This window comes from Gluconacetobacter azotocaptans, assembly GCF_014174355.1.
GTDB lineage: Bacteria > Pseudomonadota > Alphaproteobacteria > Acetobacterales > Acetobacteraceae > Gluconacetobacter > Gluconacetobacter azotocaptans.
Map to the genome: position 1 here is coordinate 262,523 of NZ_JABEQF010000006.1, position 25,201 is coordinate 287,723.

The following is a 25,201-nucleotide window of genomic DNA, read 5'->3' on the forward strand; positions in this document are numbered from 1 at the left end:
ACAATAAGATAAAAGATTTATACAATATAGATTCGGTTTCCCGACCAATAATGGGGCCGCATCAATATCCCACATCTACCAGTTTTCGGGAAAAATGAATAAGGCCCTCTGTGCGTTATTTTTGTTTCTGAAATATAATGTGGATCGAGACTGCCGAAAAACGTCCCCAATAAAAAGAAAATAAAGAAAAATGAAAACAAAACACCATCTTTTTCATGCAATGCCACGCAGCGCATTGCTGTCGGCCTGCACCGGTCTTGCCCTGTGCGCCGCAACCGGGGCGGTTGCGCAGACCTCTCTTAACCCGAGCATCCGGGTCGGAACTCCGCTGAATCAGATCAATTTCGGTGAGACGTCGGTGCCGCCCCTTCCTCAGCCCGAGGCCTTGTGGCCCGACCCATTCGGCATGAACACCTGGCTGCGCGATAGGGGGGTGGCGTTCCTTCTGGATAATACAAACGAATTTGCGGGAAATATAGGCACCGTGACGCCCGGTTACGGCCTGCGCAAGGGAAGTTCCAATGCGGGGCAATACGGGTTTGAAAACGATACGGACTGGGAGCGCCTGGCGGGGCTGACCGGCTTCAGCACGCATGCGGTGTTCGTCGGCCGTTACGGTATTCCGGCCAGCCGCATGTTCGGCGACAATGTGGCCCCCAGCCAGGAAATCTATGGCGCCGGCGGCAACGTGGCCGTACACTTCGTCTATGCCTATGGCGAAGAGACGTTATGGCACGGCCGGTTCGATGTCGCCGCGGGCCGTATTCCGTTCCTGAATGATTTCTCGTCCAATCCGCTCTATTGTAATTTCATGAACAATGCCTTCTGCGGAAACCCCAAGGCATCGTCCGACAACACCGCTCATTCATCCTATCCGGATTCGGTCTGGGCCGTCCGGTTTCGCGTCCGCCCCAGCGTATCGACCTATTTCCAGACCGGCGTCTATTTCAGCCAGGAGGGCATTTACGGGGTGCAGCAATATCGCACCGGCTTCAAGCTCAATGGGGCTGACATCAACGGCGAAGCGATCCCCATCGAATTTGGGTGGGAGCCGATTTTCGACCACGGCACATTGCCTGGGCATTACAAGCTCGGCTACGCTCGTGATACGGTAGACCATCAGGATGTCTATTTCGACGGCAACGAAAACCCCTGGGCATTGACCGGGCTGCCGCGGCGCAGGGATCATGGGGCGAACGCGGCATGGGCCCTGGTCGACCAGATGCTTTATCATTTCAAGGGCGGGGCGAAGGACGCGGGCATCACGTTCCTCGGCGGCTTCTATTACAATGACGAGAAAATCTCGATGCGGTCGCAGCAATATGAGGGCGGATTCCTGGGGCGGGGATTCTGGGCGGCGCGGCCGAAGGATGGTATCGGCATCAATTTCTCCTATATTCGTGAATCCGCGCTGGCGGCGAAGACTCAGGAATTGCAGCTTCTTCAGGGGGTGCTGCCGGGGAACCTGCTGAATGGCGCGTATGGTCCACAATCCTATGGCATGAACCTGGAAGTGAACTATCAGATCCATGTCTATCGGGGCATGACGTTCGCGCCCGATTTTCAGTATTACTTCAATCCGGGCGGCCAGCGCACGCTGCGCGATACGGCCATGCTCGGCTTCAAGACCCATATCGAACTTTTCTGATGTCCTGTCCGGGAAATTCTTACGAGAATTTCCCGGACAAATCGTCCTGTAGCCCGGCGTTCCGGCTGATCGATTGAAGGGCCGGATAGAGGTCACGGAAACAGGCATACCGTTCGTCATAGAGTGGCATCGCATCGCGGTCCGGGACGATGGTTTTCTCGACGGCGAAGGGTGGCGTGGCGTCCGCCATCGGCCAGCCGTCCGCGACCATCGCCAACCGGGCCGCGCCGATGGCGCAGGCATGTTCGGCATGGCGCGGCACGACCAGTTCGCGCCCCAGGATCGTCGCTATGATGCCGGCCCATTCGGTGCTGCGCGCGCCGCCCCCGATCAGCGCGACCGGGCCCGCTATCGGCTGCTGCCCTGCCAGAAGATCCTGGCCCTGGCGCAGCGAAAACGCTACGCCTTCCAGTACGGCCCTGGCCAGATCCACCGCGTCGCACGACGCATCGAGGCCGATGAACGCGCCGCGCGCGTCGGTATCGTGATAGGGCGTGCGTTCCCCCCGCAGATAGGGCAGGAACAGGACGCGGCTTGGCCGCATGCCACGGCCCTGTACCCGCCGCAGCAGGGCGGGGATATCGCTTTCGTGGCACAGGGCGGCAACCCATGCCAGGCAGCTTGCCCCGTTCAGCATGGCGGCCATCTGATACCAGCGCCGGGGAATGCAATGGGCGAAGCTGTGCAAGCGGATTTCGGCGTCAGGCGCGTAGCCGTCCTGCACGGTGACGTAGACCGCCCCCGTGCCCAGCGAAATGAACGATTGCCCCGCCTCGACCTGGCCCAGGCCGACGGCCCCCACCGGGGTGTCTCCGCCGCCCGTGGCGACGGTCACGCCTGGTGCCAGCCCCAGATCGCGCGCCACATCGGCACGCAGCCGGCCGGCGCGGTCGGTGCCCTCGCGCAGGATCGGCAGACGATCGGTGCCGAGCCCCAGATAATCGCATATCGGATTGTACCAGGTGCGGTTTTCCTGATCGAAAAGTTGCGATCCGGCGGCGTCCGACATGTCTGTCGCCAGTTCTCCGGTCAGCCAGAGCCGCACGTAATCCTTCGCCCACAGCACATGCCGCATGGCCGCGAATGCGGCGGGGTCGTTCTCGCGGATCCACAGCAGTTTCGCCGCGCTGAAACTGGCCATGGGGCGCACGCCCGTCGCGCGGCCCAGGCCCGGCACATCCTGTTGCAGGCGGCCGGCCTGCGCCTGGCCGCGCGTGTCGTTCCACAGCAGGGCAGGGCGCACGGGCCGCAGCCGGTCGTCCAGCAGGGCGATGCTGTGCATCTGCCCTGAAAGGCCGATCGCGCGGATGGCGGCATAGGGTTCCGGCGCGGTGGTCCTCAGCCGCGCCAGTGCCTGGCGGATGCCGTCCACCCATGTTTCGGGATCCTGCTCGCTCAGGCCCGGTCCGGGCTGGTCGATGCGCGACGGAACGGTGGCGGTCGCCACGACCGATTGCCGTTCATCGACGAGGATCGCCTTCGTCGCGGTGGTGCCGATATCGAGTCCCAGATAGGTCATAACAATCCGTGTCATGGTTCCATGGAAAAGGAAGGTCGGGCTCTGCCCGAACCCGGCAAGGGCCTAGGCCCTTGCATCCCATTCGTTTCATGAAGTCCTGGGTTTACAAAGGGCGATGCCCTTTGGTGGGTCAAGGGTGAAACCCTTGCCTTTGCTTACCAGACGGTGAAGCCGCCATCGACATTGACGATCGCCCCCGTCATCAGGCTGGCCGCGTCCGAGGCCAGGAACTGGACCACGGATGCGACCTCGTCCGGCTGGCCGACGCGATGGATCGGCGTGCCCTCCAGCCAGGCGTCGTACAGTCGCGGCTGTTCCATGCCGAAGCGCGTCAGCGTCGTTTCGATATAGGTGGGCGCGACGGCGTTGACGCGGATGCCGCGCGTGGCCCATTCCGCCGCGAGCGAGCGCGTGTATTGATGCACGCCGGCCTTCGACGCGTTATAGGCGGCCTGTTCCTGCGGCTTGTTGACGATCAGTCCCGACATCGAACCGATGTTGACGATCGCGCCGCCGCCCTGGTCCAGCATGATGCGCCCGAAGGCCCGGCAGCAGCGGAAGATGCCGTTCAGATTGATATCGACCTGCTTCAGCCACTGCGCATCCGTCATGTCCTCGGCCTTGACCTCGGAAATGCAGATGCCGGCATTGCAGACGAGGATGTCGATATGGTCTTCCTCGGCCCGCAGGCGCGATGCGACGGCATCCACCTGTTGGGTGCTGGTCACGTCCAGCCGGGTGCCGGCCACGTTCAGGCCCTCGGCGCGCAGGGCTTCGGCGGCGCTGGTCGCCAGTTCCTCGTCCAGGTCGGCGATGATGACGCGCGCGCCGAATTCGGCCAGCGCCGTTACGCAGGCCAGGCCGATATTCTGGGCGCCGCCCGTCACAATGGCGGTGCGGCCGTCAAGGCGGAGCTTTTGCGTATACATTCCATTGGCATCCCAAGCATGTCAGCCGGTTGAAAAGGGGCTACGACCCGACCTGCAACGGGTGCGCGGCCAGGCGATCCAGCGCGGCGCCGTCGGCGTCGAACAGGTGGCAATGCGCGGGATCGGGGGTTACGCCGACCGCGCTGTCGGGGGCGTTCATGTTGTCGCCGCCGGTCTGCACCACGATCTGCCGCCCGTCGGACAGGCGCACATGCAGCAGCGTCGCGGCGCCCAGACGTTCGCTGATCTCGACCAGGCCCTGCGGCGCACCGGCCACATCCAGCCCGATATGTTCGGGGCGCACCCCCAACGTGACGGCCGCCCCGGGCTGCAACGACCCCGCATCGACGGGCACGGTCACGGTCAGCGGGCCGGTCGTGACCGTCGCCGCGTGATCGGTGACCGAGACGATATGCGCCGGCAGCACGTTCATCGTCGGCGACCCCATGAACTGTGCCACGAACAGGTTGCGCGGCCGGTGATACAGGTCCAGCGGGGTGCCGATCTGTTCGACGACACCCTTGCGCAGGACCACGATGCGGTCGGCCATGGTCATGGCCTCGACCTGGTCGTGGGTGACGTAGATGGTCGTGGCCCCCAGCCGCCGGTGCAGGGTCGCCAGTTCCACGCGCATCTGCCCGCGCAGGGCGGCGTCCAGGTTCGACAGGGGTTCGTCGAACAGGAACACCTTGGGGTTGCGCACGATGGCGCGCCCGATCGCGACGCGCTGCCGCTGGCCGCCGGACAACTGGCCCGGCTTGTGGTCCAGATAGGGTTCCAGCTGCAGGATGCGCGCGACGTCGGCGATGCGCTGCCGCCGCTCGGCCACGGGCATGCCGGCCAGCCGCAGGGAAAATTCCATGTTCCGATAGACGTTCATATGCGGATACAGCGCGTAGGACTGGAACACCATGGCCAGCCCGCGCTCGGCCGGCCCTTTTTCGTTGGCGCGCACGCCGTCGATCAGCAGTTCGCCGGCGCTGATGTCCTCCAGCCCCGCGATCATGCGCAGCAGGGTCGATTTGCCGCAGCCGGACGGCCCGACGAAGACGACGAATTCCCGGTCGTGGATCGTGAGGGAGACCCCCTTGATGATCTCCTCGTCCGAATAGGTCTTGCGAATATCCCGCAATTCTACGGTCGCCATGACGCCTCCCTTGCAATCCTGTATGGTTCAGATCGTCCGGCTATTTCACCGCGCCGAAGGTCAGGCCGCGGACAAGCTGTTTCTGGCTCAGCCATCCGAAGACCAGGATGGGTGCGACCGCCAGCGTCGACGCCGCCGACAGCTTGGCGAAGAACAGGCCCTCGGGTGAGGAAAACGAGGCAATGAAGGTCGGCAGCGGGGCGGCGGCGGAAGACGTCAGGTTCAGCGACCAGAACGCCTCGTTCCAGCACAGGATCATCGACAGCAGGCCCGTCGATGCGATCCCCGGCAGCGCCAGCGGCAGCAGCACCTGGGTGATTTCCTGCCAGCGCGTGGCGCCGTCCATTCGCCCGGCCTCCAGGATCGGGACCGGTACCTCGCGGAAGAAGGTGTACAGCATCCAGACCATGATCGGCAGGTTGGTCAGTGTATAGATCACGACCAGTCCGGTGCGCGTGTCCAGCAGGCCCGTGCTGCGCGCCAGCAGGTAGATCGGCACCAGTACGCCCACCGGCGGCAGCATGCGGGTGGACAGCATCCACAGCAGCGTGCCGCGCGTGCGCCGCCCGGGCAGGAACGCCATGGCATAGGCCGCCGGGATCGACAGCAGGATGGCCGCGATGCTGGCCAGAACGGAAATGGTGACGCTGTTCAGCGCGAAGTGCCAGTACGTCTCGCGCGCGAAGACCTCGCGATAGCTGGACAGGGTCGGATGGAAGATCAGGTGCGGAGGGGTCGAAATCGCGTCGGGTTCGGTCTTGAAGCCGGTCAGCACCATCCACAGGATGGGAAAGAACACCCACAGAGCGACGGCCCATGCCGCCCCGCCGATGGCAATGCGCTGCAGGCGCGCGCGTTTCCGGGTCATCGGCGTCAGGCCTCCAGATTGCGGGCGACGGCGCGCAGCAGGAACGCCGCCACGATGTTGGCGATGACGATGGCCACCACGCCGCCGGCCGATGCGCCCCCGACATCGAATTGCAGCAACGCGCGGGAATAGATCAGGAAGGCCAGGTTCGTGGACGCAACGCCCGGACCGCCCGCCGTGGTGACCGAAATCTCGGCAAAGACCGCCAGCAGGAAGATCGTCTCGATCATGATCACGACCGTGATGGCGCGCGACAGATGCGGCAGGATGATGTAGCGGAACTGGGCCAGGGGCCCCGCGCCGTCCATGCGCGCGGCCTCCTTCTGTTCGGCATCCAGCGACTGGATCGCCGTCAGCAGGATCAGGATCGCGAACGGCAGCCACTCCCACGACACGATCATGACCAGCGTCGCCAGAGGATAGCGCGACAGCCAGTCCACCGGCGTCAGCCCCACCGCCCGCATCATGGCGGAATAGACGCCGTAGATCGGATGCAGCATCAGGTTCTTCCACAACAGGGCGGACACCGTCGGCATGACGAAAAACGGCGAAATGACCAGCACCCGCGCGATCCCGCGCCCGAGAAACGACTGGTCGAACAGCACGGCCAGGAGCGTGCCCAGCCCCACGGTGATGACCAGAACGCCCCCCACCAGGATGGCGGTGTTCAGCAGCGCGGTGATGAAATCAGGGTCGGTCAGCAGGTACACGTAATTGCTGGCGCCCGCGAACCCGACCTGCGTGGGGTCGACCAGATTGTAGCGGCGCACCGAGTACCACAGCGTCATGGCCAGCGGCACCAGAGACCATATCAGCAGAAGGATGACCGCAGGCGACAGCAGCAGCGCCCCCCCGGTGCGCCGGGCATGCGACGGCCTGCCCACAGGCGCCGCGACCGGGATCCGCCGTGCCGCCTGGTCCATCTGTCCCTCCTACCGCATCAGCCCGGATTGGCGCACGGTGCGTGTCACCGACGCCTGCGCCGTCGTCAGGGCCTGATCGACGCTGGTCTGTCCCGACAATGCCGCGGCGACGATCTGTCCGACCTGGGTGCCGATGGCCTGGAACTGGGGAATGGCGACGAACTGCGCGCCGCCATAGGGGCGGGGCTGCTTCGTCGGCCCGTTGGGGTCGGCGCGGTCAATGGCGGTATGGACAAACGACGCGAACGGGGCTGCCTTCTGGTATTCCGCACTGTCGTATGTCGAAAGGCGTGTGCCCGCGGGTACCGCGACCCATCCGTGCGTCCTGGCCACCAGCCGCACATATTCCTTCGACGTTGCCCACGTGACGAAAGTCTGTGCGTCCGCCGTGTGGCTGGACGAGGCCGGGATGGCCAGGTTCCAGCTCCACAGCCAGGTCGGCCCTTTTCCATACGGCCCCAGAGGTGCCGCGGCGAAGCCGACGTTACCGGCGACATGCGATTGCGCCGGGTCGAACAGCAGGCCGCCGGCCACGGTGGAATCGATCCACATGCCGCAATGGCCGCTGCCGAACAGGGCCAGATTCTCGTTGAAGCCGTTCGACGTCGCGCCGGGCGGCCCGTCGGCTTTCAGGGCGCCCACGTACCAGGTCAGCGCCGCCTTCCATTCGGCGGAATCCAGCATGGGACGCCACGCCATGTCGAACCACTGGCCGCCGAACGTGTTCACCAGCGAGGTGACATAGGCCATGTTCTCGCCCCAGCCGGGCTTGCCGCGCAGGCACAGGCCGTAGACCTGGTTTCCCTTGTCGGTGATCTTATCGGCGAAGGTCCGGATCTGGTCGTACGTCGGGGCGTCGGGCATCGTCAGGCCGGCCTTGGCGAACAGATCCTTGCGGTAATAGGTCATGACGCTTTCGGCATAGAACGGCAGGGCATACAGCTTGCCGTCGACCGTCAGCCCCGCCTTGACCGACGGCAGGATATCGTCCGCGTCATAGGCGGCGTCGGGCGACAAGGCCGCCAGCCAGCCCTGTTTCGCCCAGATCGGCACTTCGTAATTGCCGATGGTCAGGATGTCGAACTGGCCGGACCGGGTCGCGATGTCGGTGGTCACGCGCTGGCGCAGGACATTTTCTTCCAGCGTGACCCAGTTCAGATGGATGTCGGGATGGCTTTTTTCGAATTCGCCGGACAATTGCTTCATGATGACCATGTCGGCGTTGTTGACCGTGGCAATCGTCAGCGTGCTGGCCGCATGCGCCGGCCCCGCCGCCAGCACCAGCATGGACAGGCCCGCGCAACGCCGCAGAGCCTGTTTGAAAATGCGCGCTGGCGGCGATCCGACGCGCATTTTCTGCACTCCGCTTCGGTGCTCGAAAACACACGCCGGGCGTTCACCAGCCCATATTTTCAAACAGGCTCTCAGAGTGGTGGAATGCACCATGTTCTAACCCTTTTTTTCATTCCGCCCTTGTTGTCGGGTGACGCCGTGTTGGGCGTCCTGGCGGGCGGTTCGGTATGTCGTGGTCGGAAAGAAGCGCTATCGGGACATGATGTCCCTGTACTGCTTCTGGTTGGCGTACATCTGGCGGAAGACCTGGAACTTGGCGTCGTGGAACCCTCGGCTCCGCGCGTCGGGCAGGATTTCGGCGCCGGTGCGGCTCATGGCCGCCATCCCGTCGCCGATCGACGGGTAGACCCCGCCGGCCACGGCGCCCAGGATTGCGCTGCCCAGCAGGACGGCATCGGGCTCCTCGGGCAGCAGGATGCGGCAGCCGGTCGCATTGGCGTGTTCGCGGACGAAAACCGGATTCTTCGTGCCGCCGCCTGTCGCAAGGATCGTGTCGATGGCATAGCCCTGCCCATTCAAGGCATCGATGATGTCGCGGGTTCCGTAGGCCAGGCCCTGGATCGTCGCCAGGTATAAACACGCCAGATCGTCATCGGTTGCCGACAGGGCCAGCCCGCTGATCATGCCGCGCAGATCGGGGTCGGCGTGGGGCGAGCGGTTGCCGTGGAAATCGGGCATCACGTGCAGATCGCGCGTACAGGTGCCGGAGGGGTGTCCCTGTTCCAGACCGGCCAGGATGTCGTTCAGCGCCTGGTAGATCGTCCGCTCGTCCTGCTCGGCCTGCCGGCGCAGCGCCGGGGTGGCCGGATGGCTTGCGATCACGAAATCGACGAGGCTGCCGGTGGCGGACTGGCCGGCCTCGTTCAGCCAGAGGCCGGGCAGCATCGCATCGAAATACGGCCCCCAGACGCCCGGCACGAAACGCGGCGCGGAGGACACCACCATGTGGCAGCTCGACGTTCCGCCGATCAGCGCAAGGCGCCGGTCGAACGACGCGCCGCCCGGCGCCGGTGCCGCGCCGATGAGGCCGATGCCGCCCGCGTGCGCGTCGATGGCCGAGACCGCGACCGGCGTCCCCTGCGGCAGCCCCAGGTCCTCGGCCGCCTGCGCGGTCAATCCTGACCCGACCTGCCCGCCCAGCGGGCGGATATCGGTGCCGATGCGGCGATGGCCCTCGTCCACCAGACGGCCCAGGCCGATGCCGCGGAAATAGGAATCGTCCCACCGGTCCTCATGCGCCAGATAGGTCCATTTGCAGACCGTCGAACAGCGCGACCGCGAATCGGACCCGGTGGCCCGCCAGGTCAGGAAATCCGGAAGATCGAAAAAATAGCCGGCATGGTCGAAGATATCGGGGAGGTGATCCTTCAGCCACAGCAGCTTCGGGGTTTCCATCTCGGGCGAGATCACGCCGCCGACATAGCGCAGGACCTCATATCCCCCGGCATTGATCCGCGCCGCCTCGGCCATGGCGCGATGGTCCATCCACAGGATGACGTCCTGGCCCGCCGCGCCATGCGCATCGACCGACAGCGGCGCGCCTTCGCCGTCCAGCACCACCAGCGAGCATGTGGCGTCAAACCCGATTCCGCGCACATGCAGCGGCGTGCCGGCGCGTTCGGCGGCGGTGGTCATCGCGTCGGACACGCTGGCGCACACGGCCCGCCAGATATCGGCCGAGGATTGCTGGGCGATATTCGCACGGGGATGCCATGTCCGGGTCGCGCGGCTGGCCGCCCCCAGCTTGCGGCCGTCGGCGGTGAAGACCCCGGCGCGGGCGCTGCCCGTTCCCACGTCAATTCCCAGAACGACATCCATGCCCTGCGTCCTTCCTCAGGGCGCTGCCCTGAAACCCGCCAAAGGGCAGCGCCCTTTGGAAACCCGGTCGTTCATTCATGGTCGGGGTCCAGGGCCTCGGGCCCTGATCCGTTCTGCCCCGCCGTGTATTACGCGCTTTCCTTATGCAACTGGAAATGCTGGTATTCCCGCCGCACGATCGTCATCAATTCGGGAACCGACGTCGATCGGGCGTCGCTTTCGTAAGTAACCTGGCCACGCTGCATCAGCATGATACGGTCCGCGATATCCAGCGTCTGGGCGTAATTGTGCATGATCATGATGATCGACATGTTGCCCTCGGCCTTCAGCCGCAGGATCAGGTCGATGATCAGGGCGGCCTCGCGCGCGCCCATCGCGGCCAGCGGTTCGTCCAGCAGCAGGATGCGGGCCCTGGCGTGCACGGCGCGGGCGATGGCGATCGCCTGTCGCTGCCCGCCCGACAGCGCCCCCACTTCGGCATCCACCGAGGGAATATAGACGCCGATTTCCTCCAGGCACCGGATGGCCTCGCGCCGCATCGCCCGGTTGTTGAGGATATGGAAGCCGGGATAGAGGATTTCGCGGTTCAGGAAAATATTGTGATAGACCGACAGCGAATTGGCCAGCGCCAGGTCCTGGTAGACGCATTCGATGCCCAGGGCCCGGGCGTGGTCGACCGACCGCAGCACGGTCTCGGCGCCGTCGATATATAATTTTCCCGACGTCTGCGGCTGGTAGCCGGTCAGGATCTTCATCAGCGTCGATTTTCCGGCGCCGTTGTCCCCCAGGATGCCCAGGATCTCGCCCCGGCGCAGCCGCAGCGACACCCCGTTCAGGGCGGTGACGGGGCCGAATGTCTTGACGATGTCCTCGGCCCGCAACAGGTCCGTGACGGCGATCTGTTCGGCGCCGTCGAGGGCGGCGTACGTCATCTGGGTCGCGCGGAGGCCGGCGATGGGGGTATGGGTCATGATACAGCCATCCTGCGCCGGTACCGGCTGATGAGGATATTGCAGAGCATGGCCACCAGGATGGCCCCGCCCAGGATAAGGTCGAAGGTAAAGGCGTTGATCCCGATGAGGGTGAAGCCGTCATTGAGGATGCCCAGCACCATGGCCCCGATCATCGCGCCGGCGATGGTCCCCGACCCGCCGGCCAGCGGCGTCCCGCCGATGACCGCCGCCGCCACGGCCAGGAACATGATATGCGTGCCCCCGGCCGTCGGGTCGATCGACGAGATGCGGAAGGCCTCGAGTATCCCGGTCAGCCCGGCCAGCGCGCCGCTGATGACGAAATTGACCATCTTCAGTTCCCGCGTGCGGATGCCCGCCTCGCTGGCCCCGGTGGGGTTGGCCCCGGCCGCGATGGTGTGCAGCCCCCAGCGGGTGTTGCGCAGCATGAAATGCATCACCAGCACGATCAGCGCCGCCCAGACGAATTCCGCATAGCCGCCCCGGCCCATGATGAAGGCCAGGGTGGGGCCGGCATCCACCCCGACCGGGGTGCCGCCGGAAAGGGTCAGCGTCAGCCCGTTCAGCAGGAACAGCATGCCCAGCGTGGTGACGAATGAGGGCACCTGCAGCAGCACGGTCACCATGCCGTTCACCGCGCCGACCGCGGCCGCGCCCGCCAGCGCGCCCACGATGGCCAGGGGCGCGGGCAGGCCGGCGCGGGTCAGGAAATACATCAGGAAGGGGGTCAGGGCGTAGACCATGCCGGCCGACAGGTCGATCTCCCCCCCGATCATCAGGACCACCTCGCCGCACGCGATCAGCGCGACTGGGGCGATGAATTGGGACAGGTTCTGCAGGCTGGCGTTGGAGAGCAGGAAGTTGGCGTTGGCGATCTGGAAATAGACCGCCAGCACCACCGCCACGACGATGACGCTCAGTTCGCGCCATTTCAGCATTGTATTGAGCGTTCTTGCCATGAGGTCGCATCCTTGTCGCACGGGGCCTAGGACTGGATGGGGCCTGACCGCGGGATGAACTGCGCCTCGCTCGAACTGCCCTCGAAGCGGCTCTTGGTTGCGAGATAGGGCGCGACATTGGCCTTGGTCACGAATTTCAGGCCGGTATTGATCTCCGCCGGCCCCACCAGCCCGCCGGACATCAGGTAATTGTGCATTTCCATGACCGTGTAGTAGCCCTGCAGGTAGGGCTGCTGGTCGATTGTGAAATCCAGGTGTCCGCCCTGGATCAGGCTGAGCGTACGCGGCAGCAGGTCGAAGCCGCCGCCATGCACGCCCTTGGCGGCCAGGCCGTACTGTTCCATCGTCTCGGCGACGCTCTGGGTGGTGCCTCCATCGACCGAAAACATGCCTTTGACGTCCTGATGGCCCAGATAATAGGCTTTGACCTTGGACAGTTCCTCGTTCACCGTGGCGCCGGTCGCGACAACGTCGATCTGGTAGGACCGGCCGCTCTTGTCCAGGACATCCCGCGCGCCGTCGATGCGGGGCTGGATGTTCAGCTGCCCGGGGGTGGCGATCATCAGCGCCACGCGCCCGCCGGGCACCAGGTCCAGAATCCGCCGGCCCATCATCTGCCCGGCCTTGAACAGATCCTGCCCGATATAGGCCAGACGTTTGTTGCCCGACCCCGCCGGGACGTCGGCGTTATAGGCGAACACCGGGATGCCGGCGGCCAGGGCGCGTTCCACCGGGTCATTGAACGCATGCGGGTCGACCAGGCTGACGGCGATGGCGCTGGCCTTGGCGGCGATCGCGGAATTGATCGCGCTGATCATCTCGGCCGCGATGCTGTTTTGCGACCCGGTCCATTGCGTATCCGCGCCGACCAGGGCCGCCGCGTCGCGGAGGCCGTACTGCGTCGCGGTGAAAAACGGGTTTGTCGTCACATGATTGACGAAGACAAACCGAAATCTGGGATGGCTGGCCTCCTGGGCGGCGGCGCGGCGTACGTTGCCCAGCACCGCCAGCGAGGCGCCAAGTGCCGCAGTCTGCATGATTCCTCGACGACCGACGCCATTTTGCATCGGCGCGAAAGACCTGTTCCACATCGTGTCCTCCAGACAGGGCCGCCTTTTCAAGGCGATCTTGCATTCTTTGTCCGTCATGTTGTCGGAATGCCTGGGAAAGATGCGCAGTGCAGCCGGGCGGGAACCCGATTGAACGGCACCTGCTGTCGTTACTGCCGACGGGCATGGAAACAAAGCATTTCCCGGTGACTGCCCGATCAATAAAGCGCGATAGAAATCGGCATTGTATACACCGTTCTTTTACTTGCGCCTGCTGGAACCCTTGGGTCTTTATTTCAACGTCGACATTCCCGACCCCTCTGCAAACCCGCCGCGCGGGCATGGCGGCCGGCAGACGGCATGCCGTGCGTGAAATACCGGAGCGTGTGTGAAACTCGTCGCCAGGATGGCAGTTTGCGTTACCGATGCGCCCTTTCCGGGCGCCTTCGTCGTACTGCCTTGCCCCTGGACATGTAACACGGCCGGACACCTCAAAAAAACAAGAGTCGATAATCAAGGCTCGAAAAATGGTGTGCTCATGAATTCCACAACGTTTCAGCCCATGGCGGCCGATGGCGCCGCCCCTGCAATGTCCGCCGAACATGCCAGACCGGTTCTGGAAATGTTCGGAATTTCCAAAAGTTTTCCTGGCGTCAAGGCCCTGCAGAATGTGCAGCTTGCCGCCTATGCCGGCGAAGTGCTGGCCCTGATGGGCGAGAACGGCGCGGGAAAATCGACGCTGATGAAGATCCTGTCGGGCGCCTATGTCGCCGATCCGGGCGGCGAAATCCGGATCGACGGACAGCCGGTCAAGCTCGGTAACCCGGCGGCGGCGCGTGCGGCCGGTATCGCCATCATCTATCAGGAACTGGCGCTGGCGCCGAACCTGACGGTGGCCGAGAACATCCATCTGGGCTCGGAGCTGGGCCGGGCCGGATTGATCGACCGCGTCGCGATGAACGAGGCCTGCCGTCCGCTGCTCGAACGGCTGGGTACGCCCTTCCGGCCCCAGACCCTGGTCGCCACCCTGTCGGTCGCCGAGCAGCAGCTGGTCGAAATCGCGCGCGCGCTGTATCGCCGCGCCCACATCCTGGTGCTGGACGAACCCACGACGGCCCTTTCGGCCCGCGAGACCGACCGGCTTTTCGCGCTGATCCGCCAGTTGCGCGCTGAGGGCATCGCGCTGATCTATATCAGCCACCGCATGGCCGAGATCGACGAACTGGCCGACCGCGTGGCGGTGCTGCGCGACGGCACCTATGTCGGCATGCTGGAGAAGCAGGAGATCAGTTCGGCCTCCATCGTGCGGATGATGGTCGGCCGCGACCTGTCGGGCTTCTACGTCAAGCAGCGCGGGGTCAGGCCGGTGTTCGGGCCGCCGGTGCTTGAAGTCGACGGGCTGACCGACGGCGCGCGGGTGCAGCCCAGCAGCTTTACGCTGCATCGCGGCGAGGTGCTGGGGATCGCGGGGCTGGTGGGCGCCGGACGGACCGAACTGGCGCGGCTGATCTTCGGCGCCGACCCCCACCCCAGCGGACGGATCAGGCTGGACGGCAAGACGATCGAGATTCGGTCCCCGCGCGAGGCGCTGGATGCCGGCATCGCCTACCTGACCGAGGACCGAAAGGCGCTGGGCCTGTTCCTGGACATGTCCTGCGCCGGGAACATCAACATGGGCGTCATCGGACGCGATGCCCATGGCGGCGTGCTGGACAACCGTCGGGGCCGGTCGCGCGCCAGCGGCGCGTTCTCGATGCTCAAGGTCCGCGCGGCCAGCACGCTGGTGTCGGTCGGCGGCCTGTCGGGCGGCAACCAGCAGAAGGTGCTGCTGGGCCGCCTGCTGGAGACGGGCCCGAAGGTGCTGATCCTGGACGAGCCGACACGCGGCGTCGATATCGGCGCCAAATCCGAAATCTACCGCCTGATCGGCGATCTGGCGGCGAAGGGCCTGGGGATTATCGTGATCTCCAGCGAAATGGCCGAAATCGTCGGCATCTGCGACCGCGTGCTGGTGATGCGCGAGGGCGTGATCACCGGCGAGGTCGGCGGGCCGGACCGGCCCGACATCACCCAGGAAGCCATCATGGCCTATGCCGCCGGCGTTGCGGCCTGAGGAACACCACACCATGTCCAGCGCACTCGTCCCCCCCCTCGGCCCGGCGGAAATCCCGTCGTCCGTCCGCACGTCCGAACGGCTTCGCAGCGTCATGCAGGCGGCCGGCATGCTGCCGGTGCTGGTCCTGCTGGCCGTCGGGTTTCATTTTTTCGGCGGCCACCGCTTTCTCAGTGGCCAGAACCTGTCGATCGTCGCCCAGCAGGCGGCGATCAACGTGGTGCTGTCGGCCGGGATGACGTTCGTCATCCTGACGGGCGGCATCGACCTGTCCGTGGGTTCCACCCTGGCATTCTCGGCCATGGGGGGGCTGATGGTCTCGCTGGTGCCCGGGCTGGGCTGGCTGGCCATCCCGGCCTGCCTCGGCGCAGGGCTGCTGATCGGCCTGCTGAACGGGTCGCTGGTGGCGGGGCTGAAGATCCCGCCCTTCATCGTCACCCTGGGCACCCTGACCGCCGTACGGGGCCTGGCCCGGCTGATGGGCGAGGACCGCACCATCTTCAACCCGTCGCTGTCCTATGCCTGGATCGGCAACGACGGCATTCCCGTGACCTCGACGCTGGTCATCCCGTGGCTGGCGGTCATCGCGCTGGTCGTCATCGTCGCCTGCTGGTTCGTGCTGCGGCGCACGGTGCTGGGCGTGCATATCTACGCGGTGGGCGGCAACCCCGCCGCCGCGCGTCTGGCGGGCATCAACGTGCCCGCCGTGCTGATGTTCGTCTATGCGCTGTCGGGCCTGCTGGCGGGGCTGGGCGGCGTCATGTCCTCGGCCCGCCTCTATGCCGCCAACGGGCTGCAGCTCGGCCAGTCCTACGAGCTGGACGCCATCGCCGCGGTCATCCTGGGCGGCACGTCCTTCGTCGGCGGCATCGGTTCGGTCTGGGGCACGCTGGTGGGCGGGCTGATGATTGCCGTGCTTTCGAACGGGCTGATCCTGATCGGGGTGTCCGACATCTGGCAGTTCATCATCAAGGGCCTGGTCATCATCATCGCCGTGGCGCTCGACCGCTTCCGCCAGCCTGCCGCGCGGACCTGAATTCCGCCGGTCTCCTCCTTCTTCCTTCCCTCTCATCGGACCTGTCATCATGACGTTCAAATCCGCGCTTTTCGCCGGCCTGGCTTTCTTTGCCCTGGGTGGGGCCCTGGGTGGGAGCCTGGGCGCCGCCCCGGCACAGGCCAAGACGATCACGGGCATCGGCATCTCGCTGGGCACGCTGGGCAATCCCTATTTCGTGGCGCTGGTCAAAGGCGCCACCGCCCAGGCGGCGAAGCTGGCGCCGGGGGCGCGCATCACCTCGGTTTCGGCCGATTACGACCTGAACAAGCAGTTCTCGCAGATCGATAATTTCATCGCCTCGGGCGACAATCTCATCCTGGTCAACGCGGTCGATCCGCAGGCCATCCTGCCGGCCATCAGACGCGCGCGGAACGCGGGCGCCGTGGTGGTGGTGGTCGACGTCGGCGCGGTCGGCGCCAGCGCCACCGTCCAGACCGACAATGTCGCGGCCGGCCGCCTGTCCTGCACGTTCCTGGCGCAGCAGCTGGGCGGCAAGGGCAACGTGGCCATTCAAAACGGCCCGCAGGTGTCCTCGGTCATCGATCGGGTCAATGGCTGCAAGGAGGTGCTGGCCAAGAACCCCGGCATCAAGATCGTGTCCGACGACCAGAACGGCCAGGGCTCGCGCGACGCCGGCTTCGCCGTCATGCAGGGGTATCTGGTGCGGTTCCCCGACCTGAACGGCGTGTTCACCATCAACGACCCGCAGGCCGTGGGCAGCGACCTTGCCGCCCGGCAGGCGCATCGTTCGGGCCTGGTCATCACCTCGGTCGACGGTGCGCCGGAAATCGTCGTCGCCCTGAAGGACAAGACCTCGTCGATCCTGGCATCCTCCAGCCAGGACCCGTATCAGATGGGCATCGACGCGGTGACGGCGGGGCAGAACCTGCTGGACGGCAAGATGAAGGACGGCACGGTCCAGCTGATCACGCCCAAGCTGATCACCCGCGACAACGTCGCAAGCTACCAGGGCTGGACCAGCCACTGAACCACCCTCAGGAGGCCCAGTTTTCCTGGAAATCCCCATAGAGCGTCAGGCCGCCATCGACGAACAGCGTCTGGCCCGTCACGTAGGCGGCCTGATCGGACGACAGGAACAGGATGGCATCCGCCACCTCGCCGGCGCTGCCGGGGCGGCGCATCGGGATATGGCGCGAGACCGCCGCGCGCTGGCGCGGGTCGGCGGTCCATGCCTTGTTCATCGGCGTCTCGATGGCGCCCGGCGCGACCGCGTTCACGCGGATAGCCCGGTCGGCATATTCCAGCGCCCAGGTCCGCACCATGTTCCCGATCGCCCCCTTGCTGGCGGAATAGCCGAGGTAACCCGGCTTGGGGATGATCTGGTGCACCGAACTGGTCACCACGACAATCCCCGGCGCGCCGGCCGTCAGCCAATGGTGCAGGGCCGCGCGGACGCACAGCATGACCCCCGTTACGTTGACCGCCAGGACCTTGGCAAAATCGTCGGTCGTGACCGCCTCGGACGGACTGGGGATCTGGATTCCGGCGTTGCACACCAGGATGTCCAGCCCGCCCATCTCCGCGATCGCGGTGCCGAGCAGATCGGCCACCGTCTCCTCGCGGGCGACATCGCCCGGCCGGGCCAGGTGGGGGCCGGCGCCGGCGGGGGGCAGGCCGGCCATTGTCCGCCGCAGCGTTTCGGGGTCGAGATCGTTCAGGGCGACGCGCGCGCCTTCGCGTGCGAAGGCCATCGCGGTTGCGGCGCCGATGCCCTGGCCGCCCCCGGTGACGAACACGCGGCGACCGTCGAAACGGGTCTGATCGTGGGATGCCATGGCGCTGCCCTTTGAATGCCCCCCGAAGGGAGGGGGAAGTGAAAACCGGAGATTCTTATGGCAGGCTGTCGCCTGCGTCTGCGGCGCGCGCCCGCAACCAGGCTTCCACGGTCGCCAGTTCGTCATATGGGCGTACTTCGTCGACGGTGATGCGTCCCTCGTAGATGCAGCCGCTTTCTCCATCGAGCGTGATGTCCGCCCCGCTGTCGAAACGCCTGCCTGCGATCAGGCAGCTTTTCCTGTCGGGCGCCACCGCAAGATCGGCGCATCCGACAATGGCGACCTTGCCGAGTTCGCGCGCCACGACCGCGGCGTGGCTGGTACGGCCGCCATGCGCCGCAAGCAGTCCCTCGGCACTGGCGATCCCTTCGATGTCCTCGGTCAGGACGTCATTGCTGACCAGGATGGCCGGCCGCCCCTGCTGGGCAAACTGTCGTGCGACGTCCGCGCTCATGGCAATGGCGCCCGTTGCGGCGCCTATCCCGGCCGGCGTGCCTTTGGCGATCGCCTGGCCATGCGCGCCCACCACGCGCCGGCGCGTGATCGCGGTGTAATTCAAACCTTCCAACTGCCGCAGTGCCTCATCGACGCCGATCAGGCCTTCGCGCACCATGTCGACGGCGATCTTCAGGCGCGCCCACGCGGATCGTTTGCCCGCGCGGGTCTGCAGCATGAAAAGCCGCCCGTCTTCCACGGTGAATTCGAAATCCTGCATATCGTGGAATCTGTCTTCGATCTGCCTGGCGAAGTGTTCCAGGCTCTGTGCGACCTGCGGCATGATGCGGGCGAGCGTAGTGGCGGGGGTGACACGCCTGCGGCCCGAAACCACGTCGTCGCCCTGCGCATTGAAGGAAAAATCCAGATAAAGCCGTTTCTCGCCCGTCGCCGGGTCGCGTGTAAATCCGACGCCCGATCCCGATTTCGGTCCCGAATTGCCGTAGACCATGCGCTGTACGGTCACCGCGGTGCCGGGAAGGTCGGTCAGATTCCTGATCCGCCGATAGGTCTTCGCGCGATCGGACTCCCATGACCGGAACACCGCGTCCACCGATTGCACAAGCTGCTCCATGGGCGTGTCGGGGAAGGCACGTTCCGACATTTCTTCGAAAATATCGAGATATCGCAACGCCAGGCCGCGCAGGGACAGGGTATCGAGGTCGGACAGGGTCCCGGCCTGCCCGGCCAGCAGCGCGCTTGCCGATGCGTCCTCGAATGGCGCGGGGTCCAGGCCGTGCACGACCTGCCCGTACGAACTGACCAGTCGCGCATAGCAGTCCCAGACAAGACGGGGATCGCCCGTCTGCGCCATCATCCCCGGCAGGGTCGCGCGCGTCAGCCCGACATTCAGGACCGTGTCGAGCATGCCGGGCATCGAGATCGGGGGGCCCGAGCGGACCGCAACCAGCAATGGCCGCCGCGCGTCGCCGAACGCCAGGCCGGTCGCCTGCTCCAGACGGCTCAGCGGGCCGGCGACGCGCGCCCGGAACTCTTCCATCGGCGGCGGGCCGTTGGCGATCCATTGGGCGCAGAGCGAAGTCGGCAGGACGAAGCCGGGTGGCACGGGCAGGCCCATCGCGGCCAGAACCACGAGGTTGAAGGCTTTCCCGCCAAGCAGGGACACCGCGCCTGCGGGGGGCGGCAGTACGCCTGCTTCGATGATCTGGATGGGGTCAGGTTGCAAACCACTCTCCCACGGCATGATCCGACACGAGGCGGCCCGCATTCAGCAACGCGTCCGCCACCTCCTCCAACCCGTCGGCAACGGCGGTCGTGACATGGAACACCCGGGCGTCGACATCCGCGTGCATCAGATGCGTGAACAGGTCGCGCTGGATGTCGTCCGTTGCGTGTTCATGCTCGTGCAGCCGGTCGAGAAACGCCATGAACGCGCGCATGTCCTGCCGCGCGATGGTCTGGTGTTCGTTGCGCAGCGCGCACAGCAGGCGGACATAGTCCCTGACCGCCATGATGGCGCCTTCGACCAGAAGCAGAAATCGCTCGCGCAGTTCGACCGGCAGGTCGCGGGGCAGAAATTGCAGAAGAAACGCGACCTCTTCGAATTTGTCGGCGGCATCGTCGGCCTCCGAGGCGATCATGCGCCAGGCGCGCACCTTGCCGTCGCGGGACAGGTCGCAGATGCGTCCCACCTGCCGGTCGGCAAGTGCTTCCCAGAGCTTGGCCCGCGTAGCGGCCCCACCGAGATCGGCGACATTGTCCAGCAGCGTGGCATGCACCAGGTTGCCCAGGTCAAGGATCAGCGCGGCATGGTCCACGGCATCATCGAGAATGCGATCGGCCACGGATCCGACGCGCATCATCAATTCCGCCTGCAACAGGTCACGGATGACGAAGGGCGATCGGCCGCCGCGCAGATTTTCGCTGGCGATGCGCAATGTCTCACGCAAAAACGTCGTCGTGTCGTCCTTGCCGAGGGCGCGCTGCAGAGAGGTATAGGAGACGCCGGTGATCCGCGACACGGTTTCCAGCAGATCGTCGATCATGACCTCGCCGCCGATTTCCAGATAGGCGCGATGGCCATATTCGTGATCGGCGGCCCAGTCCAGAATGGCGACAGCTTCCCGGCGTGGGACGAAGCGGCCGAGGCTTTTCCGCGCCTTGTTCCAGTCGATGAGAAATACGAGTGACGCGCCCAGCTCCTCCAGCGCGGCATCGAGCGTCGCCAGGTCGGGGGCGTCGAACGTTCCAACCGTGACAAGGAAAACATCGTCCTCCATGCCCTGCGCGTGCCGGTTGGAGACGGTCCACGAAAACCGGGGCAGGCGTCTTTGGAAAAAATCGAGACGTTGTTTATGAATATCGCTGTGGATGATGTTCAGGCGGAGGTTCTCGACCTGGGCGATCAGAACATGCGCGTCAGTCGTGCCCAGATCGTTCTGGATGATCATGCGGGCGCCGTCGCGCATTGCGTTGGTGGCCAGCCCCGGGTGGTTGAACTTCAGGGGCGCCGTTCGGTTCAGCCCATGCATGAATGCGACAAGGCGGTCCCTGTCCGCCTGGTCCAGGAGGTAGGCGCGGGCGCCCGCAACGTCCGTTTCCGCCAGGCCGGCGGCGATGTCGTTGATGGCTTTGTGCATCTCCATCACCAGGCCGTGGAACGACGCCTCGTCGCTGCCTGAAAGGCGCGACAGCCGCGACACCAGGCCAGGGGTCAGGACGTCGCCGTCGAGATGAAGGGATGCGCGAAGCGCCTGCTCACGTCCGCGGAACGTGGCTGCCGCCGCGCGGTCGAAGAGGCCTGCGGTCACGCCCGCCTCCACGGCCGCGCACATGTGCGACAGGTCGTCCAGCAGGCGCGACATCACCGCGCCGATCTGTGGCACCCGGACGCCGTCGCCGGTTCGCTCCAGCAGGGCGGGAGGATCGTAAAGCGGGTTATGGTCGAGCCCGGCCAGGGCCCGTTCGGCCCCCAGATCCGCAAAAGGCGTACGATCGTCCCGGCCGGACGATGCCTCGATGGCCTGCAGCCAGCTCAGGGCGAATTTTATGCGGGCATTCGCGGCCAGTCCGTCCGCAATCAGGTTGGGCAGAAGCAGCGCGCCCTGCGCGAGCTCGGCAACCACGGTCTCCTTCTGGATGGTCATTCTGTTTTCCCTCCCAGGGGGCCGGCCGGGCCATTGACCATGTCGGTCGCGGGATGACGGGGAACATGGTCCCTAAACGCCGTCGCGGTGTGCGGTTGCATCATCACGAATCCCGGAGTGCGATTGCAGGGGGGGCGGCGCGCGCGCATCTAGGGTCACCGGGTGTCCCGCAGGGTGGACGCTCGAAACATTCATTCGGTGGCCTGCCGATATCCGGCATTTACCCATCACGTCCGGGGGCGGGACGCTACGCATCGGAGACCGCGTGTCATGCAGGTCAAGGACGTCATGACCTCGCCGGCAATCTGTGTCGAGCCAACGCAATCGGTCGCGGACGCCATCCGGCTGATGGTGGCTCATAAAATCAGCGGGCTGCCGGTCATAACCGAGAAGGGGCATCTGGTCGGCATTCTGACCGAAGGCGACCTCATGCGCCGGAGCGAACTGGAAACCGCCGGGCATTCGTGGTTCGGGGACCTGTTCCGGTCGTCGGGGCGGCAGGCCGAGGACTATGTCCACAGTCATGGCCGCAAGGTTGCCGATATCATGTCGGAGCGGCTCGTGTCCGTCGGGCCCGAGACGCCGTTGCGCGACGCCGTCGCCACGCTGATGCTGCAGCATATCAGGCGATTGCCGGTCGTGAAGAACGGCCAGGTCGTGGGCATGCTGTCGCGCGCCGACGTGCTGCGCGCGTTGCTGCCGCTGATGTCGGGCGCGTCTGCGGTGTCCGACGACCAGAGCATCAGGCAGTCCATCCTGGAGGAATACCAGAGCGAATTGCACCTGGGCGCGCGGAGCGCCATCAGCGTGGATGTCAGGAACGGGGTGGTGGACCTTGGCGGTACCGTCACCGACGACCGGCTGCGCACCGCGGCCCGTGTGGCGGCGGAAAACGTGAAGGGGGTCGTTTCCGTCGTGGACCACATTACCTGCGTCGAACCGTTCGCGGGCGTCACCATCCCTCCGCCCCCGTTGTAAGGCGCCGCGGCGTTTCGCGGCCAGGAAGAGGGAGCGGGCGTGATGACGGACTCTTCGGAATCCCTGCGATGGTTCGAAGATGTCGGACTTGGGGATGTTCCCCTGGTGGGCGGCAAGAATGCCTCGCTGGGCGAGATGTACCGGGGGCTGGCGGCGCAGGGTATCCTGGTGCCCAACGGGTTCGTTCTGACGGCGCGCGCCTATCGCGACGCGCTGGACGCGGCAGACGCTTGGCCGGCCCTGCATGCCCTGCTGGACCCTCTGGACCCGACCGACATCGCCCTGCTGGCGCGGCAGGCGGCCCGGGCGCGCGACCTGGTTTATGCCGCCACCGGCACCGGGACGCTGCACCGGCTTGTCGGCGATGCCTATCGTCTTCTCGAAGCGCAATATGGTCCGGATGTCGCGGTCGCGGTCCGCAGTTCCGCGACGGCGGAGGATCTTCCCACGGCCAGCTTCGCGGGCCAGCACGAGTCCTACCTGAATGTCAGCGGGATCGAGGCGATCTTCGAGGCATGCCGCCACTGCTTTGCCTCGCTCTTCACAGACCGGGCCATCGTATATCGCGCCGATAACGGCTTCGACCATTTCAAGGTCAGCCTGTCCGTCGGGGTCATGAAGCTGGTTCATGCCGATCGCGCGTCCAGCGGCGTCATCTTTACCCTGGATACCGAATCCGGCTTCCGCGACGTCGTCCTGATTACCGGGGCCTACGGGCTGGGCGAAAACATCGTCCAGGGCACCATCGATCCGGACGAATTCTATGTCCACAAGCCGACCTTTCGCCAGGGACACCGTACCGTGCTGCGGCATGTCCTGGGACGGAAGCAGCTGACGATGGGCCTGGAGCCGGGTCCCGGCGGATCGCGCGTCCGCAACGCGCCGACCCCGCCGGACCGGCAGAAGCACTTCTGCATCAGCGATGCCGAAGCCCTGTGCCTGGCCGACCAGGCGCTGCTGATCGAGGATCATTATTCGCGACAGGCCGGCCACCCGGTGCCGATGGACATCGAGTGGGCCAAGGATGCCGATGACGGCCGGCTCTATATCGTTCAGGCGCGACCCGAGACCGTGGCCTCGCGCAGGGGCGCGGCCATGCTGGAAACCTATACCCTGACGGGGGACGGGGCCGTGCTGGCGCGCGGCCGGGCCGTGGGCGAGAAGATCGGGGGCGGTCCGGTCCGCGTGATTTCCACCCGGGACGAACTTGAATCCTTCCAGCCCGGCGACGTCCTGGTCGCGCCTTCGACCAATCCCGACTGGGAGGCGGTCATGAAGACCGCGGCCGCCATCGTGACCGATCACGGCGGCCGTACCTGCCATGCCGCCATCATCGCGCGCGAACTGGGGGTTCCGGCGGTCGTCGGGACCGGCGACGCGACGCGGGTCCTGCGGTCGGGACAGCGCGTCACAGTTTCGTGCGCGGGGGGCGAGAGCGGGGCGATTTACGAGGGCGAGATCCCCTTCACGCTCACCCGCACCGACGTCGGCAGCCTGCCGCGCCCGCGCACGCCCGTCATGGTCAATCTGGGCAATCCGGAACTGGCGTTCAGGACGGCGATGATGCCCTGCGCGGGAGTGGGGCTGGCGCGCATGGAGTTCATCATCAGCGAATCCATCGGCATCCATCCGATGGCGCTGGCGCACCCCGAACGCCTGGCGCCCGACGACCGGCGGCGGGTGGCCGAACGCACGGCGGAGAGCCCGTCGCCTGGAGACTATTTCATCCGCGCCCTGTCGGAGGGGATCGGCACGATTGCCGCCGCCTTCCATCCCAGGCCGGTCATCGTGCGGCTGTCGGATTTCAAGACCAACGAATATGCGGCCCTGATCGGCGGCGCGACGTTCGAGCCGCACGAGGAGAACCCCATGATCGGCTTTCGCGGCGCGTCGCGCTATGCCCACCCGGCCTATGCCGACGGCTTCGCGCTGGAATGCGCGGCGCTGTCGCGGGTGCGGGGGGAGATGGGGCTGACCAACCTGATCGTCATGGTGCCGTTCTGCCGCCGGGTGGTGGAAGCCGAACGCGTGCTGGCCGCGATGGGCCGGAACGGCCTGGCGCGCGGCAAGGACGGGCTGGAGATCTACATGATGTGCGAAATCCCCAACAACGTCATCCAGATCGATTCCTTTGCCGCGGAATTCGACGGATTTTCGATCGGATCGAATGATCTGACCCAGCTTACGCTGGGTGTGGACCGCGATTCCGAAATCGTCGCGTTCGATTTCGATGAAGGCGATCCGGGCATGCGCGAAATGCTGCGCCTGGCCGTGACCGGCGCCCGGCGCAACGAACGCAAGATCGGGATCTGTGGCGAGGCCCCGGCGAACGATCCGGATATCGCCCGCTTCCTGGTCGCGATCGGCATCGATTCGATCAGCGTCAATCCGTCCAGCCTGCTTCGCACCATGGATGTCGTCCGCCAGGCCGAGGACGCCATGGCCTGAAGGGCGCGCATCGCCCCCTGCGC

At 65.6% G+C, this 25,201-nt stretch carries 19 protein-coding genes; 6 read left to right on the forward strand and 13 right to left on the reverse strand.

Annotated features, from left to right (window positions below):
* Positions 1–190: 190 nt before the first annotated feature.
* Entirely contained in the window at positions 191–1,648 is a 1,458-nt protein-coding gene (locus tag HLH34_RS10630) for a carbohydrate porin (RefSeq protein ID WP_183119543.1), read from the forward strand.
* A gap of 19 nt (positions 1,649–1,667) precedes the next feature.
* On the opposite strand, the gene xylB is transcribed toward HLH34_RS10630, so the two are convergent.
* From xylB to HLH34_RS10680, 10 genes are all read right to left on the reverse strand, one after another.
* Positions 1,668–3,182 (reverse strand): xylulokinase, encoded by a 1,515-nt coding sequence (gene xylB, locus HLH34_RS10635; protein WP_244959839.1) that lies wholly within the window; start codon positions 3,180–3,182, stop codon positions 1,668–1,670.
* Positions 3,183–3,322: 140 nt separating this feature from the next.
* Positions 3,323–4,096, reverse strand: coding sequence for an SDR family NAD(P)-dependent oxidoreductase (locus tag HLH34_RS10640; RefSeq protein ID WP_183119544.1), 774 nt, complete (start codon positions 4,094–4,096; stop codon positions 3,323–3,325).
* Positions 4,097–4,136: 40 nt separating this feature from the next.
* Positions 4,137–5,243, reverse strand: a complete 1,107-nt coding sequence (locus HLH34_RS10645; protein ID WP_183119545.1) for an ABC transporter ATP-binding protein — start codon at positions 5,241–5,243, stop codon at positions 4,137–4,139.
* Positions 5,244–5,283: 40 nt separating this feature from the next.
* The gene (locus tag HLH34_RS10650; RefSeq protein ID WP_183119546.1) at positions 5,284–6,111 is read right to left on the reverse strand and encodes a carbohydrate ABC transporter permease; all 828 of its coding nucleotides are present in this window, start codon (positions 6,109–6,111) and stop codon (positions 5,284–5,286) included.
* Positions 6,112–6,116: 5 nt separating this feature from the next.
* Positions 6,117–7,034, reverse strand: coding sequence for a carbohydrate ABC transporter permease (locus tag HLH34_RS10655; protein WP_183119547.1), 918 nt, complete (start codon positions 7,032–7,034; stop codon positions 6,117–6,119).
* A gap of 9 nt (positions 7,035–7,043) precedes the next feature.
* Positions 7,044–8,321 (reverse strand): ABC transporter substrate-binding protein, encoded by a 1,278-nt coding sequence (locus HLH34_RS10660; RefSeq protein WP_183119626.1) that lies wholly within the window; start codon positions 8,319–8,321, stop codon positions 7,044–7,046.
* A 255-nt stretch (positions 8,322–8,576) separates the two neighbouring features.
* On the reverse strand, positions 8,577–10,205 hold the full coding sequence (locus HLH34_RS10665; protein WP_183119548.1) for an FGGY-family carbohydrate kinase: 1,629 nt from the start codon (positions 10,203–10,205) through the stop codon (positions 8,577–8,579).
* Between the two features lie 128 nt (positions 10,206–10,333).
* Complete coding sequence (locus tag HLH34_RS10670; protein WP_240161372.1) at positions 10,334–11,176, reverse strand: ATP-binding cassette domain-containing protein; 843 nt, start codon at positions 11,174–11,176, stop codon at positions 10,334–10,336.
* Positions 11,173–12,135: an ABC transporter permease gene (locus tag HLH34_RS10675; protein WP_183119549.1), complete on the reverse strand. Its 963-nt coding sequence runs from the start codon at positions 12,133–12,135 to the stop codon at positions 11,173–11,175. Before HLH34_RS10675 ends, HLH34_RS10670 begins: the two co-directional genes overlap by 4 nt.
* A gap of 26 nt (positions 12,136–12,161) precedes the next feature.
* Positions 12,162–13,172 (reverse strand): sugar ABC transporter substrate-binding protein, encoded by a 1,011-nt coding sequence (locus tag HLH34_RS10680; protein ID WP_240161371.1) that lies wholly within the window; start codon positions 13,170–13,172, stop codon positions 12,162–12,164.
* A gap of 550 nt (positions 13,173–13,722) precedes the next feature.
* Here HLH34_RS10680 and HLH34_RS10685 point away from each other — a divergent pair.
* Genes HLH34_RS10685 through HLH34_RS10695 form a run of 3 tightly spaced genes read left to right on the forward strand, consistent with a single transcriptional unit; the run spans position 13,723 to position 17,342 of the window.
* Positions 13,723–15,297 carry a sugar ABC transporter ATP-binding protein gene (locus HLH34_RS10685; RefSeq protein WP_240161370.1) on the forward strand — a complete coding sequence of 525 codons (1,575 nt, stop codon included), beginning with the start codon at positions 13,723–13,725 and terminating at the stop codon, positions 15,295–15,297.
* Positions 15,298–15,310: 13 nt separating this feature from the next.
* Entirely contained in the window at positions 15,311–16,333 is a 1,023-nt protein-coding gene (locus HLH34_RS10690; protein WP_183119551.1) for an ABC transporter permease subunit, read from the forward strand.
* Between the two features lie 49 nt (positions 16,334–16,382).
* Positions 16,383–17,342 carry an ABC transporter substrate-binding protein gene (locus HLH34_RS10695; protein WP_183119552.1) on the forward strand — a complete coding sequence of 320 codons (960 nt, stop codon included), beginning with the start codon at positions 16,383–16,385 and terminating at the stop codon, positions 17,340–17,342.
* 7 nt (positions 17,343–17,349) lie between these two features.
* Here the strand turns inward: HLH34_RS10695 and HLH34_RS10700 are convergent, their stop codons facing one another.
* The 3 genes from HLH34_RS10700 to HLH34_RS10710 are packed head-to-tail and all read right to left on the reverse strand — an operon-like array spanning position 17,350 to position 21,752.
* Positions 17,350–18,150, reverse strand: a complete 801-nt coding sequence (locus tag HLH34_RS10700) for an SDR family NAD(P)-dependent oxidoreductase (protein ID WP_183119553.1) — start codon at positions 18,148–18,150, stop codon at positions 17,350–17,352.
* Between the two features lie 55 nt (positions 18,151–18,205).
* Positions 18,206–19,831, reverse strand: coding sequence for a PEP/pyruvate-binding domain-containing protein (locus HLH34_RS10705; protein ID WP_183119554.1), 1,626 nt, complete (start codon positions 19,829–19,831; stop codon positions 18,206–18,208).
* Positions 19,821–21,752, reverse strand: coding sequence for a DUF47 family protein (locus HLH34_RS10710; protein WP_183119555.1), 1,932 nt, complete (start codon positions 21,750–21,752; stop codon positions 19,821–19,823). Before HLH34_RS10710 ends, HLH34_RS10705 begins: the two co-directional genes overlap by 11 nt.
* A 270-nt stretch (positions 21,753–22,022) precedes the next feature.
* Here HLH34_RS10710 and HLH34_RS10715 point away from each other — a divergent pair, with 270 nt between their 5' ends.
* Both HLH34_RS10715 and ppsA read left to right on the forward strand, forming a co-directional pair.
* Positions 22,023–22,730, forward strand: a complete 708-nt coding sequence (locus tag HLH34_RS10715; protein WP_183119556.1) for a CBS domain-containing protein — start codon at positions 22,023–22,025, stop codon at positions 22,728–22,730.
* Between the two features lie 42 nt (positions 22,731–22,772).
* Positions 22,773–25,178 (forward strand): phosphoenolpyruvate synthase, encoded by a 2,406-nt coding sequence (ppsA, locus tag HLH34_RS10720; protein ID WP_183119557.1) that lies wholly within the window; start codon positions 22,773–22,775, stop codon positions 25,176–25,178.
* The last annotated feature ends 23 nt before the right edge of the window (positions 25,179–25,201 follow it).

Excerpts from the sequence above, each read along its gene's own strand:
- HLH34_RS10640 (WP_183119544.1), bottom strand. The coding sequence starts at position 4,096 with ATGTATACGCAAAAGCTCCGCCTTGACGGCCGCACCGCCATTGTGACG.
- HLH34_RS10675 (WP_183119549.1), bottom strand. The coding sequence starts at position 12,135 with ATGGCAAGAACGCTCAATACAATGCTGAAATGGCGCGAACTGAGCGTC.
- HLH34_RS10650 (WP_183119546.1), bottom strand. The coding sequence starts at position 6,111 with ATGACCCGGAAACGCGCGCGCCTGCAGCGCATTGCCATCGGCGGGGCG.
- HLH34_RS10695 (WP_183119552.1), top strand. The coding sequence starts at position 16,383 with ATGACGTTCAAATCCGCGCTTTTCGCCGGCCTGGCTTTCTTTGCCCTG.
- HLH34_RS10700 (WP_183119553.1), bottom strand. The coding sequence starts at position 18,150 with ATGGCATCCCACGATCAGACCCGTTTCGACGGTCGCCGCGTGTTCGTC.
- HLH34_RS10685 (WP_240161370.1), top strand. The coding sequence starts at position 13,723 with ATGAATTCCACAACGTTTCAGCCCATGGCGGCCGATGGCGCCGCCCCT.
- HLH34_RS10690 (WP_183119551.1), top strand. The coding sequence starts at position 15,311 with ATGTCCAGCGCACTCGTCCCCCCCCTCGGCCCGGCGGAAATCCCGTCG.
- ppsA (WP_183119557.1), top strand. The coding sequence starts at position 22,773 with ATGACGGACTCTTCGGAATCCCTGCGATGGTTCGAAGATGTCGGACTT.
- HLH34_RS10670 (WP_240161372.1), bottom strand. The coding sequence starts at position 11,176 with ATGACCCATACCCCCATCGCCGGCCTCCGCGCGACCCAGATGACGTAC.
- HLH34_RS10660 (WP_183119626.1), bottom strand. The coding sequence starts at position 8,321 with ATGCTGGTGCTGGCGGCGGGGCCGGCGCATGCGGCCAGCACGCTGACG.
- HLH34_RS10665 (WP_183119548.1), bottom strand. The coding sequence starts at position 10,205 with ATGGATGTCGTTCTGGGAATTGACGTGGGAACGGGCAGCGCCCGCGCC.
- HLH34_RS10655 (WP_183119547.1), bottom strand. The coding sequence starts at position 7,034 with ATGGACCAGGCGGCACGGCGGATCCCGGTCGCGGCGCCTGTGGGCAGG.
- HLH34_RS10680 (WP_240161371.1), bottom strand. The coding sequence starts at position 13,172 with ATGCAGACTGCGGCACTTGGCGCCTCGCTGGCGGTGCTGGGCAACGTA.
- HLH34_RS10630 (WP_183119543.1), top strand. The coding sequence starts at position 191 with ATGAAAACAAAACACCATCTTTTTCATGCAATGCCACGCAGCGCATTG.
- xylB (WP_244959839.1), bottom strand. The coding sequence starts at position 3,182 with ATGACACGGATTGTTATGACCTATCTGGGACTCGATATCGGCACCACC.
- HLH34_RS10710 (WP_183119555.1), bottom strand. The coding sequence starts at position 21,752 with ATGACCATCCAGAAGGAGACCGTGGTTGCCGAGCTCGCGCAGGGCGCG.
- HLH34_RS10715 (WP_183119556.1), top strand. The coding sequence starts at position 22,023 with ATGCAGGTCAAGGACGTCATGACCTCGCCGGCAATCTGTGTCGAGCCA.
- HLH34_RS10645 (WP_183119545.1), bottom strand. The coding sequence starts at position 5,243 with ATGGCGACCGTAGAATTGCGGGATATTCGCAAGACCTATTCGGACGAG.